Below are 14,231 nucleotides of genomic sequence, written 5' to 3'. Positions count from 1 at the left end.
TTAATCTTCCTCCGTCGATGCGCGCCTAAGGTTTTCACGCTGTTTTTCGGCATTGCGCCGCGTACGCCATGCATGGATCACAAGCGACAATGCGATAACTCCGTAACCGATAAACTGTCTAAAATATTCGCCGATATTTGCCGAACCGAACAAATTCTGTCCCGCACGCGGAACGACAATGTACATCAAATGCAGCAAAAAAACTCCTACAAAGCAGTTGGGAATCGTGGCTTTAGCAACCGAAGCTCCGCCTACAAGTATCGCGGCGGCGGCAAAAAAACCCGTCTGATCGTGCGCGTTATACGTGTTCATGTTTCCCATGTTCTGCAAAAAAATGATCTGCCCTATACATGCCAAAACGGTGGAAATTATGATCGAAACTATTCTTGTCTTTTCAACGGGAATTCCCGCTGAATTGGACACCATTTGATTTTGTCCTACGGCTCTCATGTCGTGGCCGAGTTTTGTCTTTCTAAACCATATGATAAAAAAGCACAGAGCGATTATCACAATGTAGCTTGATATGGGAATTTTTATTCCTCCTATGCGGAGCATCAAAAGGTTGTCAAGAACTTGACGCACGGGATCAAGGTTCAGCGTATTTCTTACTCCGAATCCGCGTGAAAGCGCTATCGCCTTGTTATGCAGCGGAAATAAAAACCCGAAAAGATACAAAACAAAAAACTGGTATACCCCGTTGAAAAAAAAGCCCAAAATATAGCTGGTAACCATTTCGCGTCCGCGCGCCCTATTTAAAATAGAGCCGGCGATCCAGCCTAAAACTACGGAAATAGGAATTCCCACGAGGGCTGCAAACACAAGTCCCTGTATCCCTGCAATTCTCCAGTCCATCGCAAAGATAAGCCCGATTTGCCCCGCCATGGCTCCCAGAACCATACCGAAGTTGATACCCATACCGGCCATAATGGGCAGGATCAAAGAAAATACCAAAAAAGCGTTTCTTCCTATGCGCGTAAGTATGTCGTCAATTATAAGTTGTGCGGAAAATCCGGACAGCGGAATAGACACAATAGTAAGCGCCAAAAATATTTCGGCAACCAGATTATCCGCTAAAAAACCTTTAATTTTATCTTTATTCAACTTCATTATCTGGTCGCTCCTGTTTTCCTTGTCAAGGCATACAATATCATGCCGTTTGACAGCACTATTCGTATAACTTCGGACACATCCGTTTGCAGTACGCTGTTGATCACAGACGGCGTGAGCGTAAGGATTCCTTGAAATAAGACTGTACCGACAATAACGTTCAATATGGACGCCTTGTTTATCGACGCGCCGCCTATCAAAATGGCAGCTACTGCAGGGAAGGCCATAAAAAGCGGCGCCTGATAAAGTTGAATGAACCCGTAGCTCTGCTGATATACTAAGATCCCTATGGCGCCGGTAACCGTCGAAACTATTATGCTTATCGTGCGCATCCTGTTTATGTTAATTCCCCCGGCGCGAGCATAGTCAGGGTTTGAACCGACCGCCGTTATTGCGGTTCCCGTTTTGCTCCTTATAAAAAGCCACATAAAAAAACTCATGACGGCGCAGAATAAGATCATTCCTGTAGGAAATACGAAAAAATCGCCTATGTTTATTGCAAGAAAATCGTTCAGCTGTTTAACCCAATAACCGTCCAGGGTAATAGTCGTTCTAAGACCTTCGCCGCTATAGCCCCAAACCATATTTTCACTTGTGTACGGAAGAACGAGCCACATTATGGACATAAACATTACGGCCGCAAAACCTACATATAAGGCTATAGTCATCTCTTCACCGCGAACGCGATTTAAAAGCAAACTGTAAAGCCAGCCGAATAATATGCCGAACGGAATCGAAACGGCCATCGCTCCGAAAATTCCCATCCAGCCCGTAAGTCCCAGCTGCATTGCAATAGTCGAACCTAAAAGTCCTGCAATTACCCCCAACGAGAGGCCGAAATTCAACCCCGCGCCTGAAAGGATCATCGGAATCATGGCGAGAGTCAAAAGCTCGTTCTGTCCGAAACGGTTAAAAATGTCCGTCAAAGAAGCGCTCATCGAAACGCCCACGAACGGGGCCGTAATAAACAGCACTACCAAAAATCCCGCAATGATCATGCGAGGAAGCCCGAACTCGTGCAGTTTGTCTTTTAATGCGGTTTTTAAATTTTCAGAAATCATCCGGCATCCTCCGTGTTTTTTATTCCGGACATGTATAAAGCAAATTCTTCAGCCTTTTCGCGCGGTGATAAGACGCCCGCTATTTTCCCTCCGGCAACTACGGCAACTCTGTCGCAAACCGAACGTAATTCTTCCAATTCGCTTGAAACCATAACTATGGTAGTTCCGTTTTCCCGGTTATATCGGCGCAGAACGTCAAGAACTACGGCCTTTGCTCCCACGTCGATTCCCCTGGTCGGTTCCGAAACGAACAAAAGTTTGGGTTCCATGCAAAAGGCCTTAACAAGGCAAACCTTCTGCTGGTTTCCGCCGGAAAGTTCCTTTGCCTTTTGTTTTGAAGAAGTGCACTTTATGTCAAGGAGTTTTATATATTCTTGGGCGATTTTTTGCATGGCCTTTTCGTCGCGTAAAGAAAAAAGGCCCCCGAGTATTTTTTTAAGAAACATTCCCTTTACCTGCATCGCCGTAAAAGAAATATTCCAATCAAGGCTTTCGTCAAGCAAAAGGCCCACGCCGCGCCTGTCTTCCGAAACAAAGGCAAGCCCGTCGCGTAAAACGGCGTTAGGATCGTTCAATTTTATTTCTTTACCGCCAAAAACAACCCTCCCTCCGGCGGGGAACAATCCCATAATCCCGTTCGGAATGCCGAGTTTGCCTTGTCCGGCCAATCCGCCTATACCGAAGATTTCTCCGCGCCTTACGCTGAAATTTACATTGCGTACGGTTTCTCCGGGCATGTCCACCCATAAATGTTCGACCGTAAGAATCTTATCGGTTTCGTCAAGCTTTTCCGTTTCGGCGGCATTCAGTTCGGCGTGCTTTTTTAAGTGCTCGTCTGTGACGGTTCTTCCAACCATAGAAGCGGCTATGTCCGAGACGTTAGTCTCTGAAACGGGAACGTCCCTCACGGAGCGCCCGTCGCGCAGCGTTACCACACGATCGCAGGTATTTACGACTTCCTGCAGACGATGAGAAATAAGGATGACTGCAATTCCGCTTGCAGCCAATTCTTTTATAGCCTTTAAGAGTATTTCGGATTCGGACTCGGCAAGTACCGCCGTAGGTTCGTCCAGAACCAATATCCGCATCTTTTCCCGATCTATTTCACGCGCAATTTCCGTAAACTGTTTGTGTCCCACAGGCATTTCGGAAACTTTCATTTCAGGCGCGATGGAAACTCCGAGTTTTTTTATGGCGGCGATCGCGTGCGCACGCATACCGGCGCGATCGAGAGTGCTTAAGCGTGAGCCGAAAATATCGACCATAAAATTGGGCTTCGTAAGCTCGCGATTGAGCATAATATTTTCGGTAGTCGTAAATCCGGGAATGAGAGAAAATTCTTGGTGAACCATACCTATTCCGGCATCCAAAGCATCAAACGGTGATTTAAAATGCACTTCGGAACCGTTTATTTCAACTTTACCACCGTAACCGCCCGAATCGCTTATGTGCGGCATTCCGAAAAGGATACTCATCAAAGTAGTCTTACCGGCTCCGTTTTCACCGACGAGACCTAAAATTTCACCCTTGTGAAGATCGAACGAGACATCTTCAAGTACGGTCGTTCCGAAAAAATCTTTTGTTACGCCCTTAAGACGCAATAGGGGGATGTTTTCATTCATTTATAACCTAGCATAACAAAGGACAGCTTTTGTAAGTCAAGAGAAAGATAAAACAAAAGCCGTCCTTTATAATTTATGGAAACCTTTAAAAACTGCAGTTTTCAAAGGCAACTGCGGCTGTGAGCCGTTAAAATGCGAGTTTTAACTTACGATAATACAGAAAGTTAAAACTCGTCAAAATCTCGAAAAAATCGCCAAAGGCGTTTTTTCGAGATGCCCTTATATTTTATTTTACAAATTTTATCTTAAAATACTTTTCAGGAACTTCCTGCTGAGTTGTGGGCAGGTATCCCTTTCCGAATACGTAGGTGTCCATATAAACGAGCATATGATTCTTCGAACGAACGCCCGTGTTCTGGTCTATGTAATTGGCTCCGTTCCATTTAGCTCCCGGCGTGAACACCGCAAGGCTGTCAAACAGATCTTTGCCGCTCTCAAGTTTCGCCGTGCCTTCGATTATGCGCTTTGCAAATTCTCCGAGCCCCGCAGACGCCGTAAAGCCGTAAGAATACGCCCACGTGCCGAAACGGCCCGCTCCGTTGTTCGCAACTACTACGCTTTCAACTTTTTTAAGAATCGCAGGGAAGTTTCCCGCTTCGGACGAAAGATCTATGCCGAACGCTCCGGGGTAGCCCATGAGCGGCGACGGCAAGTCGGCTTCTACGAACATTCCGCCGTACTTGGCGATCTGCTTTAAAAGCGGCTCGGTGTGAGCGTCGTTCGTACAGAAAAACGCCGTTTCTTTTCCGTATTTTTCAACCCACTGGGGAACTTTTTCAAGTATGAACTGCTGTGCGCCAGCAACGCCTACGTCACTCGTGGGATCGGGGGCGGTTTCAAATACGAACCTGAGTCCCAAATCCGCGCACGCCTGTTCCATAATCTGGCGGCGGGTTCCCAGCGTTTCGTACGACATGTGGCGGGGGAACGAAATATGAACGAAACTCTTCGCGCCCATCTGCTTTGCAGCCCAGATTATCGTGTATCCGCGGGAAACAAAGTCCGCATTTATGGCAAGATCCGCGCTTGATTCGATAACAAGAGGATCCTCGTGAGGTTCGCCTGCAAAGCACAAAATATCCGATCTTTTTTCTTTTACGCGCTTAAAAGCTTCCGCAGTGCCCGGAACACCCTGATTTACTATGATCGCCTTTATAAGAGGATCGTCGGCCAACGCCACGATCTGAGAGATCGTAGTTTCCTGCTGAGACATAAAGTCGTCAGGATACGTGATGTGCTGTATCATTCCTCCGTCTTTTACGGCGCCGTAGCGCTTTATAAGCTCTTCAGCTCCGCGTAAATCGTCTTCCGACTGCGAAACGGTTCCCGTCAAAATACCGATGTGGAATTTCTTGCCAGAAGAACCTGTAGAGCCGGCGTCTTTTGTACCGGCTGCAAAAACCAGCGATGCAGCGCAAAAAAGCGCGGCAAAACCCATGACTTTTTTCATTTTTTCCTCCAGAAAATCAATAAATATCTTATCTATTTGCAAATTTGATCTTAAAATACTTTTCAGGAACTTCCTGCTGAGTTGTGGGCAGGTATCCTTTTCCGAATACGTAGGTGTCCATGTAAATGAGCATGTGGTTCTTAGAACGGACTCCCGTGTTCTGGTCTATGTAGTTAGCTCCGTTCCACTTGGCTCCCGGCGTAAACACCGCAAGGCTGTCAAACAGATCCTTATTGCTCTCAAGTTTCGCAGTGCCTTCGATTATGCGCTTTGCAAATTCTCCGAGACCCGCAGAGACGGTAAAGCCGTAAGAATAAGCCCACGTGCCGAATCTTCCGGCTCCGTTATTCGCAACCACTACGCTTTCAACTTTTTTAAGAATCGCAGGGAAATTTCCCGCTTCGGATGAAAGATCTATTCCAAACGCTCCGGGGTAGCCCATGAGGGGCGACGGTAAGTCGGCTTCTACGAACATTCCGCCGTACTTGGCTATCTGCTTTAAAAGCGGCTCGGTGTGAGCATCGTTCGTACAGAAAAATGCAGTCTCTTTGCCGTACTTTTCAACCCACTGGGGAACTTTTTCAAGTATGAACTGCTGTGCGCCAGCAACGCCTACGTCGCTCGTAGGATCGGGGGCCGTCTCAAACGCAAACTTAATCCCCAAATCAGCGCACGCCTGTTCCATGATCTGGCGGCGTGTTCCCAAAGATTCATAAGACATGTGGCGGGGAAATGAAATATGAACGAAACTTTTCGCCCCCATCTGCTTTGCAGCCCAGATTATCGTGTATCCGCGGGAAATAAAGTCTGCATTTATGGCAAGATCCGCGCTTGATTCGATAACAAGGGGGTCTTCCTGAGGTTCGCCTGCAAAGCATAAAATATCCGACCTTTTTGCCTTTACGCGCTTAAAAGCTTCCGCAGTGCCGGGAACCGATGCGTTCACAACGATGGCCTTCATAAGGGGATCGTCTGCCAACGCCACGATCTGAGAGATCGTAGTTTCCTGCTGAGACATAAAGTCGTCAGGATATGTTACGTGCTGTATCATCCCCCCGTCTTTTACGGCGCCGTAGCGCTTTATAAGCTCTTCAGCTCCGCGAAGGTTGTCTTCCGCCTGCGAAACGGTTTCGGTAACAATACCTATGTGGAATTTTTTAGAAGAAACGCCGCTTGCAGCGGATTCTTTTGTTCCGTTTGAAAATGATAATGCGAGGGGCAGCATCAATATCCCTATCAAGATAAAAACTTTTTTCATTTTTTTGCTCCCGTAACTTTATAAAAAAAACAAAATACGCCTAATAATTATGACTATCCACAAACAACACGTCAAGGTTAATTTTAAAATAATTTAAAAAGAAAGCGATTTTTTTATATAAAAAACGCTTATTCTTCATATTTTTCGGTCTCAAGAATTTTTTTTGCGTTTTCCACGCGCTCTAAAGACGGCGTGGGCGTGTCTTTTAAAGGATAGGGGATTCCCATCTCATCGTATTTTGCCTTACCGAACGAATGATACGGCAAAACTTCAACACGGCGGACGTTTTTAAGCGTGCGGATAAAATCCCGGGTGCGCCTTAAATATTCGTCATTATCGGTAATACCGGGAACAAGCACATGTCTTACCCAGATCGGCTTGCCCGTATCGGACAGATAACGAAACATGTCCAGAATATTGCCGTTGGGAACTCCTGTAAGTTTTACATGCTCTTTATCGTCGATGTGTTTTATATCGACCAGCAGAAGATCGGTGTATTCCATAAGTTTTTTAAATTTTGAAAAAAAAGGCTCCTGACGGGTAAAAGGTCCGCCTGCGGTGTCTATCACCGTATTTATATCGTAGCGTTTGGCTTCTTTAAACAGCTCGATAAGAAAATCAATTTCAAGAAGAGGTTCTCCGCCGCTGACGGTAATTCCTCCGTCTTTTCCCCAATAAGGGCGGTAACGCAGGGCACGTGCAATGAGTTCTTCCGCGGAAATTTTCTGGCCGCCTTCCAGCGACCAAGTGTCCGGATTGTGACAAAATTTGCAGCGCATGTTGCAGCCCTGAACAAAGATCACAAATCGCACGCCCGGTCCGTCTACAGAGCCGAAGGTTTCTATTTGATGTATGTTTCCTTTACAAGTTTCCATATTATCATAGCGCCGAATTGCGGTTCCATCGCATTGAAGTTTAGCGCCTTAAACTTACAGATATTATTACAAAAAAACAGAGCCGCTGCAATAAAATCGCAACGGCTCCGCCTTTAAATTGTCAAAAGTTCGGTTTTACCGGATCACAAAACGCCGTGAGCGTTGCGCGCTATTACGTCGAGCTGCTGCTCTTTTGTCAATTTAATAAACCGCACCGCATATCCTGATACGCGTATCGTAAAGTTCTGGTATTCTTCCTTTTCAGGATGTTCCATAGCGTCCTTGAGTTTATCGATACCGAAGACGTTGACGTTAAGGTGGTGAGCCCCCTGTCTGAAATATCCGTCCAAGATTTGAACCAGTTTTTCGGAACGCTCCTGATCGTTATGGCCGAGCGCGGACGGGTTGATCGTCTGCGTATTCGATATACCGTCAAGCGCATATTCGTAAGGCAGTTTGGCGACCGAGTTCAAAGACGCCAAAAGTCCGTTCTTTTCGGCTCCGTACGACGGGTTTGCGCCGGGCGACAGAGGCTCGCCTTTTTTGCGTCCGTCGGGCATCGTTCCCGTAGCCTTACCGTAAACCACGTTTGAAGTGATCGTAAGAATGGAAGTTGAAGCTACGGAATTGCGGTACGTCTTGTACTGTTTGATCTTATTCATAAAGGTCTTTAAAAGCCACACTGCAATGTCGTCCGCGCGGTCGTCGTCATTTCCGTAACGCGGGAAATCACCCGTCACTTCAAAGTCCTTTGACAATCCGGTTTCGCTGTCACGGATAACCTTGACTTTTGCGTATTTTATTGCGGAAAGAGAATCTACGACATGGGAAAAACCCGCTATACCAGTCGCAAACGAGCGATGCACTTTTGAATCCAGCAAAGCCATCTGCGCCGCCTCATAGTAATATTTATCATGCATGTAATGGATGAGGTTGAGGGTGTTCACATAAAGCCCGGCCAGCCACGTCATCATCGCGTCATATTTGGTAATAACGTCGTCGTAATCAAGATATTCCGATGTTACGGGCGCGTAAGCGGGACCTACTTGAGTGCCCGTAAGAGCGTCCTTTCCTCCGTTGATGGCGTAAAGCAAACATTTTGCAAGATTCGCTCGAGCGCCGAAAAACTGCATCTCCTTTCCCACTTGAGTTGCCGAAACACAGCAGCAGATCGTATAGTCGTCGGTCCAAATGGGACGCATAACGTCGTCATTTTCATACTGAACCGCACTGGTTTTTACGGAAATTTCGGTGGAATATTTTTTAAAGTTTTCAGGCAGATATATCGAATAAAGAACCGTAAGGTTGGGTTCGGGAGCAGGGCCCATGTTTTCAAGCGTGTGCAGGAAGCGGAAATCGTTCTTTGTAACAAGAGGACGTCCGTCCGTTCCCATTCCGCCGACAGTCACCGTAGCCCAAACGGGATCGCCTGAGAACAGTTCGTTATACGATTTTATTCTGGCAAATTTTACACAGCGAAGCTTCATAACAAAATGATCGACCAATTCCTGAGCTTCTTTTTCAGTAATCGTACCGTTTTTAAGATCACGCTCAATGTATATGTCTAAAAAAGTTGAAATTCGGCCGACGCTCATAGCGGCGCCGTTTTGCGTTTTTATTGCGGCAAGGTAACCGAAGTAGAGCCACTGGAAAGCCTCCCGCGCATTTGTCGCGGGCTGCGAAATGTCATAGCCGTATATCTGCGCCATTTCCTTCATGCCGTTAAGAGCTCTTATCTGCTCGGAAATTTCTTCGCGCTTACGGATAACGGCTTCCACCATTGCCAGCTTATCGCTTTTGTGCAGATCAGCCTTTTTTTGTTCTATAAGATAATCAATGCCGTACAAGGCTACGCGGCGGTAGTCTCCCACTATGCGGCCGCGCCCGTAAGTATCAGGAAGACCGGTAATGATCTTATTCTTCCTGGCTGTGCGCATTTCAGGCGTATACGCATCGTAAACGCCGTCGTTGTGTGTTTTGCGGTACTGAGTGAATATCTTATGGAGTTCGGGACTCGGTTTATAGCCGTACATTTCACAGGCTTCTTCCGCCATATGAATTCCGCCGAACGGCATAAAAGCCCTTTTGAGGGGTTTGTCCGTCTGAAGTCCGACGACCTTTTCAAGCTTTTTACCTTCAGCGCAGATGTAACCGGCGGCGTGGGAAGTAAGCGTCGAAGCCACTTCTGTGTCCATGTCGAGAACTCCGCCCTTTTTTATTTCTTCTTTTTGAAGCTTTTTAATTTCGCCCCAAAGCTTATCGGTTGCCTCCGTAGGACCTTCCAAAAAAGATTTATCACCCGTATATATAGTATAGTTCTGCTGAATAAAATCGCGAACATTAACTTCTTGCTTCCAATACCTGCCGGTAAATCCGGCCCATGCTTTATCGTAGGACATGATCCCTCCTGTGTTATTATTGATATATTTAATTAGCTAGGGCTAACGTATATATTCACGTACCAATAATAATATAATTACATTTTTTATACAATGGCAAGGAATTTATTTTTAGGCCTAAAATGCGGAGAACTCGTGCAATACGCGCGAGTTTGGGGCAAAGCCGAAACAGCAAAAGTCTTGTTTGCGCAAAACACGTACGAATGCGGCATTTTTGAAAGCTGTAGGCTTTCTGCGGTGACGCATTTTAAGGAGAGGGAAATCAAATATTAAACTGTCATATAAGGGCAGTTATTTTCAAGTGCCCAACGAAGCGCCTGATTCAGGCGTTTCTGATAACCTTTTCCGCCCTTTTTAAGAGCATCCAGAAGATCCAAATCTATTTTGGTATGAATATCGCCTTTTTTAATCCGAACCCATTCAGGATGAACTTCATACCACGGTTTAAACTGCGACAGCTCCTCTTTTGTCATTTTTGGACAGTCGGAAAAATCCGTGTTTACAAACGAATCCATTTCTTTCTTTCGTTCTTCACTAATAGGCGGAAGTTTTCTTACATCATCTAAGGTCATAGTTACTGTAGTACTCATCTCTTTCCTCCTTCGTTGCAAACCGTGCAGATATTATTCTTAGATTCTCGTGCCGTTCTGTATATATTACAACGACAACTTTATGTGCCAGTCCTAAAACTTTTGTTCGTTCTTCTTCAGGTGAAGAATTTCCTTCATCATATTTTTCAATTCGTTTGTCGTCCAGAAAAACACGAACAGCTTCATAAAAATCAATCCCGTGTTTCTTTTTGTTTATGGCATTTTTTTTCTCGTCCCACTCGAATGTCATTGTTCATTCCTATGTACATAGTATAATGTACAAATCGGTTCGTCAAGTATTGTTAAAATTTGCATTTGAGAAGTTATGGAATTTCCGTATAAAAAATCATCGTTTAACTTCGACCGCTGAAATATCAAACCTCACTTTCCATAAATCTTTAGCTATCTTCCGTCCGACACAGTGAAAGACCGATAGAAAAACAGACAGAATACTAACTCAGCGAAAAAGACAATCTTTTATCCAATGCGACTGCAACTTTCTGCAAAAACTTAAATGATGGATTATAGTTTCCGCTTTCCAATCGGGCAATATTGGACTGTCGTGTGCCGATTTTTTCGGCAAGCTGCTTCTGTGTCATCTTTTTTTCAGCCCGTGCCTTTATAATCTGTTTTATCAGCTCATATTCAGGCTCAAGAGCGTCATACTCCGCCTTTATTTGCACGTCTTTGAAAAGTTCAGCCTTCAATCTGTCAAAATCGTCCATAACAACTACCCCTTGATTTATAATCTTTCATTCGTGCCAATACGGTTTCAAGTTCCTTTTGCGGAGTCTTGTCCGTCTTTTTCTGTATCGCATGAAGTAGAACAGCCTTTTCTTCTTTCGTTTCCTTATCCTTTACAACAACGAAATAGAAAGTCCTGAAAATATTGTTTGATTGTTTTGTCCTAAGTTCCATTAAGCCTTCATATCTGTCGCCCTTAATGAAATCCACATAGGGATAATGTAAATCCGGCCCCACTTCTTGTAGGAGCGTTATATCCCGTAAAATTTTAGCAATCGGTTTTTTTTGAAGCGATTGTATAAATTCATTTACAGGATTTTTTCCGCTTTCGGGTTTATAAAATTCTATCTCATACCCCATGACCAAAGTATATCATATTTGATATATCAGATCAAATATTTTTTACACTGCGCCCGTAAAACAACATGGAATATCATCAAATTTACTGTTTACCTGAAACGTCATACGACATCCAGCGGGATTTTTCGTTTGGGCGGAGGGAATTCCGCGTCTATCATGTTTATTTCATCTTCGGTAAGGACAATATCGCGCATCTTTGCATTTTCCAAGGCATGTTTTTTATTGCCTGTTCTGGGGATCGCTATCATGTCGGGTTTTGAAAGCACATAAACTAGCATGAGATTGACAACGCTTATATTGCGTGAATCGGCGATTTTTTTTAACACGCGGTTTTCCGTGAGTTCATACTGAAGAGATCCGGCCTGAGCCATAGGACAGTAGGCCATTACAGCCGTATTGTGCTCTTTTAACCACGGATACAGATCGTATTCAATTCCCTTAGAGCCCACATGATACAGCACTTGATCGACGGCACAGTTGTTTCCGTCTTTAATTGAAAACAGTTCTTTCATGTCAGAAAGATCAAGGTTTGAAACGCCCCAGCGTTTTATTTTTCCTTCAGAAACTAATTTTTCCATGCAAAATACGGTCTCCGACAAAGGAATCGAACCTCGCCAGTGCAAAAGATACATGTCAAGGTAGTCGGTGCCGAGTCTTTTAAGGGAATTTTCACAGCTGGTAAAAATATGCGCTTTTCCTGCATTGTGGGGATATACTTTTGAAACTAAAAAAAGTTCAGTGCGATCAAAGCCCTTTATAGCTTCGCCTACGAGCATTTCCGATTTTCCGGAACCGTACATTTCCGCAGTATCTATGAGCGTAACGCCGTTTTCGATACCTGTGCGGACAGCGTCAATTTCCTTATCTTTAGTCGACGAATTTTCGCCTAAGAACCAAGTTCCCATGCCCAGCTTCGAGAGCTTCGTGCCGTCTCGTAAAATCACATAATCATTCATGATAAAATATTATAACATATTTTATTTTAATTAAAGCCGAACACGGATGCACGCCCCACAAATAATGTCGCCCCTTGTCGCACTCGGATGTGCGACAAACATTTAAAGTTTTAAAAACTCGACGACAACGGCGCCGCCCGTAATATCAAAAACATGTTTTGCAAAAAGATCGGCTTCGTCTTCTCGGATCCGGCCGTTTATGTTTATGTTCGTTTGAAAAACTTCCGCCAGGTCGTATATGTGAAACGTCGCAAAACAGCGTTTTACCGTGTCATAGAACTTATAAGGCAGCGCAAACGAAAACTCTTTTTTCAACACAAGCTCTTCGAATGCGTTGAGCTCTCTTGCTTTTTCAAGCACGAGCTTTGCGGAATCGGAATATGCTTTTACAAGGCCGCCCGTACCTAAAAGAGTGCCGCCGAAATATCGCGTTACCGTCAAAAGTATATTCGTACAGCCGCAGTTTTTAAGCACGTCCAACATAGGGCGGCCTGCCGTGCCGGGCGGTTCGCCCGCGTCGCTCATGCCTAGAATTTCAGCCGCAGCGCCTATGACAAAGGCATGGCACACGTGCGACGCGTCATTGTATTTCATCTTTTGTTCTTTAAGGAGCGACCTCGCCTGAGCCTGAGCGGAACAAGGCAAAAGCTCGGCGATAAAACGAGAGTTTTTTACGACGGTTTCAAAAACGATGCGCACCGATAAAGCGTTCATCAGTTTTTTTCATCAACAGTCGGGCTTTCAGACGAATCGGCACCGCGCCTATTTAAGGCGCCGTTGTCAGAATCGCTGCTGCGGGGATTTTGAACGTTGCGTCCATCCGCAGGGGCGCGCCCATCCGAGTCGCCGTTGCCACCTGAGCCTGCGGCGCCACCATCCGAGTCGCCGCCCATATTCACAGAGCCGCTTTCTCTTGGGTCTGCGCCGCAAGGATTTTCAGCGCCGCCCATATCCGCAGGGCTTTCAAGCGCCTTACGCTCGTTTTTCACGCCCGCTCCTGACACCGCCAAAACCTCAGTGTAAAACAGCGGAACCGACATAAACATTCTTACGACGGCCGTATAAGCGGAAACAAAATACACTAATTCCGTTACGGAAAATAAAAAAGCCGGCAATCCTTTTAAATCACGCGGAATCAGAAAGGACAACAAAAATGCGCTTACGGCGACTAAAAGGTATATTCCGCCGGCATAAAGTATAAATCCTGCAAGTTTAAAACATCTGCCTTTAAGCAATGTCGCGCTCGTCTTAAAAACGTCCGCTACTTTGGAATCGGGATTGTCGTAAATGCATACCCAAACAAAAACAAAGCGTATAAGCAAAACGGCACAAATTATCGTATACACGATAAAAATTATTCCTACAAGGACGGGAAATTTTAGAGTTTGTATGTTTTTTTCAAAGTTAAGATTTATTATTAAGACAAGAATTTGGCAAATGACAAGCGAAGTTATCATTCCCAAAGAAAATAATGATGAAGCGCGCAAAATTCTTTTACGGTCTTTAAAACCGCTGAACAAGAATCCCAGCGTAACGAATTCGTTGCGCAAAATGCGTAAAAGCAATACTTGGTATCCGTATTGCAAAAACATAACAAAGACAAAGCCCATAAAAAGCAAGGCAACCGCCGCGGCTATAGGAAAAATCGCAACTCCGCCTTTGGCCAGCAGCATAATCACGGGCCCCGAAAAAAACGACATAACGAGCGTTTCGAGCACGGACATAAGCAAAAAAGAAAAAAGAGCTTTCCACATGTTCACACGCATGCATGCGTTTAAAACATGTATCATTTGCCTGTATGTTTTCATA

Annotated in this window: 14 protein-coding genes; all 14 read right to left on the bottom strand. The window is 45.1% G+C overall.

The genetic code is table 11. The features are described from left to right. Positions 1–1,107 (bottom strand): ABC transporter permease, encoded by a 1,107-nt coding sequence (locus HRI96_RS02840; RefSeq protein WP_210118020.1) that lies wholly within the window; start codon positions 1,105–1,107, stop codon positions 1–3. Next, positions 1,107–2,168: an ABC transporter permease gene (locus HRI96_RS02835; protein WP_210118019.1), complete on the bottom strand. Its 1,062-nt coding sequence runs from the start codon at positions 2,166–2,168 to the stop codon at positions 1,107–1,109. The genes HRI96_RS02840 and HRI96_RS02835 overlap by 1 nt, the downstream gene beginning before the upstream one ends. Continuing rightward, entirely contained in the window at positions 2,165–3,790 is a 1,626-nt protein-coding gene (locus tag HRI96_RS02830) for a sugar ABC transporter ATP-binding protein (RefSeq protein WP_210118018.1), read from the bottom strand. Before HRI96_RS02830 ends, HRI96_RS02835 begins: the two co-directional genes overlap by 4 nt. Positions 3,791–4,016: 226 nt before the next feature. Then, positions 4,017–5,240 carry a DUF3798 domain-containing protein gene (locus HRI96_RS02825; RefSeq protein WP_210118017.1) on the bottom strand — a complete coding sequence of 408 codons (1,224 nt, stop codon included), beginning with the start codon at positions 5,238–5,240 and terminating at the stop codon, positions 4,017–4,019. Between the two features lie 28 nt (positions 5,241–5,268). After that, complete coding sequence (locus tag HRI96_RS02820) at positions 5,269–6,498, bottom strand: DUF3798 domain-containing protein (protein ID WP_210118016.1); 1,230 nt, start codon at positions 6,496–6,498, stop codon at positions 5,269–5,271. 128 nt (positions 6,499–6,626) lie between these two features. Further along, positions 6,627–7,373 carry a pyruvate formate-lyase-activating protein gene (gene pflA / locus HRI96_RS02815; protein ID WP_210118015.1) on the bottom strand — a complete coding sequence of 249 codons (747 nt, stop codon included), beginning with the start codon at positions 7,371–7,373 and terminating at the stop codon, positions 6,627–6,629. Between the two features lie 143 nt (positions 7,374–7,516). Next, positions 7,517–9,772, bottom strand: a complete 2,256-nt coding sequence (gene pflB / locus HRI96_RS02810) for a formate C-acetyltransferase (RefSeq protein ID WP_210118014.1) — start codon at positions 9,770–9,772, stop codon at positions 7,517–7,519. A gap of 269 nt (positions 9,773–10,041) precedes the next feature. Further along, positions 10,042–10,362 (bottom strand): BrnA antitoxin family protein, encoded by a 321-nt coding sequence (locus tag HRI96_RS02805; RefSeq protein ID WP_210118013.1) that lies wholly within the window; start codon positions 10,360–10,362, stop codon positions 10,042–10,044. After that, positions 10,331–10,612 carry a BrnT family toxin gene (locus tag HRI96_RS02800; RefSeq protein WP_210118012.1) on the bottom strand — a complete coding sequence of 94 codons (282 nt, stop codon included), beginning with the start codon at positions 10,610–10,612 and terminating at the stop codon, positions 10,331–10,333. Before HRI96_RS02800 ends, HRI96_RS02805 begins: the two co-directional genes overlap by 32 nt. A gap of 202 nt (positions 10,613–10,814) precedes the next feature. Further along, the gene (locus HRI96_RS02795) at positions 10,815–11,087 is read right to left on the bottom strand and encodes a helix-turn-helix domain-containing protein (protein WP_210118011.1); all 273 of its coding nucleotides are present in this window, start codon (positions 11,085–11,087) and stop codon (positions 10,815–10,817) included. Next, positions 11,074–11,466 (bottom strand): type II toxin-antitoxin system RelE/ParE family toxin, encoded by a 393-nt coding sequence (locus HRI96_RS02790; RefSeq protein ID WP_210118010.1) that lies wholly within the window; start codon positions 11,464–11,466, stop codon positions 11,074–11,076. The genes HRI96_RS02795 and HRI96_RS02790 overlap by 14 nt, the downstream gene beginning before the upstream one ends. A gap of 101 nt (positions 11,467–11,567) precedes the next feature. After that, on the bottom strand, positions 11,568–12,422 hold the full coding sequence (locus HRI96_RS02785) for an aldo/keto reductase (RefSeq protein ID WP_210118009.1): 855 nt from the start codon (positions 12,420–12,422) through the stop codon (positions 11,568–11,570). 102 nt (positions 12,423–12,524) lie between these two features. Further along, complete coding sequence (locus HRI96_RS02780) at positions 12,525–13,136, bottom strand: IMPACT family protein (RefSeq protein WP_210118008.1); 612 nt, start codon at positions 13,134–13,136, stop codon at positions 12,525–12,527. Then, positions 13,136–14,230 carry a glycosyltransferase family protein gene (locus HRI96_RS02775; RefSeq protein WP_210118007.1) on the bottom strand — a complete coding sequence of 365 codons (1,095 nt, stop codon included), beginning with the start codon at positions 14,228–14,230 and terminating at the stop codon, positions 13,136–13,138. The genes HRI96_RS02780 and HRI96_RS02775 overlap by 1 nt, the downstream gene beginning before the upstream one ends. Position 14,231 lies beyond the last annotated feature (1 nt).

It is taken from the genome of Treponema parvum (assembly GCF_017893945.1).
GTDB lineage: Bacteria > Spirochaetota > Spirochaetia > Treponematales > Treponemataceae > Treponema_D > Treponema_D parvum_A.
The sequence above is the reverse complement of the archived record's forward strand: the minus strand, read 5'-3'. Positions and strand labels throughout refer to the sequence as shown.

Excerpts from the sequence above, each read along its gene's own strand:
- HRI96_RS02840 (WP_210118020.1), bottom strand. The coding sequence starts at position 1,107 with ATGAAGTTGAATAAAGATAAAATTAAAGGTTTTTTAGCGGATAATCTG.
- HRI96_RS02835 (WP_210118019.1), bottom strand. The coding sequence starts at position 2,168 with ATGATTTCTGAAAATTTAAAAACCGCATTAAAAGACAAACTGCACGAG.
- HRI96_RS02830 (WP_210118018.1), bottom strand. The coding sequence starts at position 3,790 with ATGAATGAAAACATCCCCCTATTGCGTCTTAAGGGCGTAACAAAAGAT.
- HRI96_RS02825 (WP_210118017.1), bottom strand. The coding sequence starts at position 5,240 with ATGAAAAAAGTCATGGGTTTTGCCGCGCTTTTTTGCGCTGCATCGCTG.
- HRI96_RS02820 (WP_210118016.1), bottom strand. The coding sequence starts at position 6,498 with ATGAAAAAAGTTTTTATCTTGATAGGGATATTGATGCTGCCCCTCGCA.
- pflA (WP_210118015.1), bottom strand. The coding sequence starts at position 7,373 with ATGGAAACTTGTAAAGGAAACATACATCAAATAGAAACCTTCGGCTCT.
- pflB (WP_210118014.1), bottom strand. The coding sequence starts at position 9,772 with ATGTCCTACGATAAAGCATGGGCCGGATTTACCGGCAGGTATTGGAAG.
- HRI96_RS02805 (WP_210118013.1), bottom strand. The coding sequence starts at position 10,362 with ATGAGTACTACAGTAACTATGACCTTAGATGATGTAAGAAAACTTCCG.
- HRI96_RS02800 (WP_210118012.1), bottom strand. The coding sequence starts at position 10,612 with ATGACATTCGAGTGGGACGAGAAAAAAAATGCCATAAACAAAAAGAAA.
- HRI96_RS02795 (WP_210118011.1), bottom strand. The coding sequence starts at position 11,087 with ATGGACGATTTTGACAGATTGAAGGCTGAACTTTTCAAAGACGTGCAA.
- HRI96_RS02790 (WP_210118010.1), bottom strand. The coding sequence starts at position 11,466 with ATGGGGTATGAGATAGAATTTTATAAACCCGAAAGCGGAAAAAATCCT.
- HRI96_RS02785 (WP_210118009.1), bottom strand. The coding sequence starts at position 12,422 with ATGAATGATTATGTGATTTTACGAGACGGCACGAAGCTCTCGAAGCTG.
- HRI96_RS02780 (WP_210118008.1), bottom strand. The coding sequence starts at position 13,136 with ATGAACGCTTTATCGGTGCGCATCGTTTTTGAAACCGTCGTAAAAAAC.
- HRI96_RS02775 (WP_210118007.1), bottom strand. The coding sequence starts at position 14,230 with ATGAAAACATACAGGCAAATGATACATGTTTTAAACGCATGCATGCGT.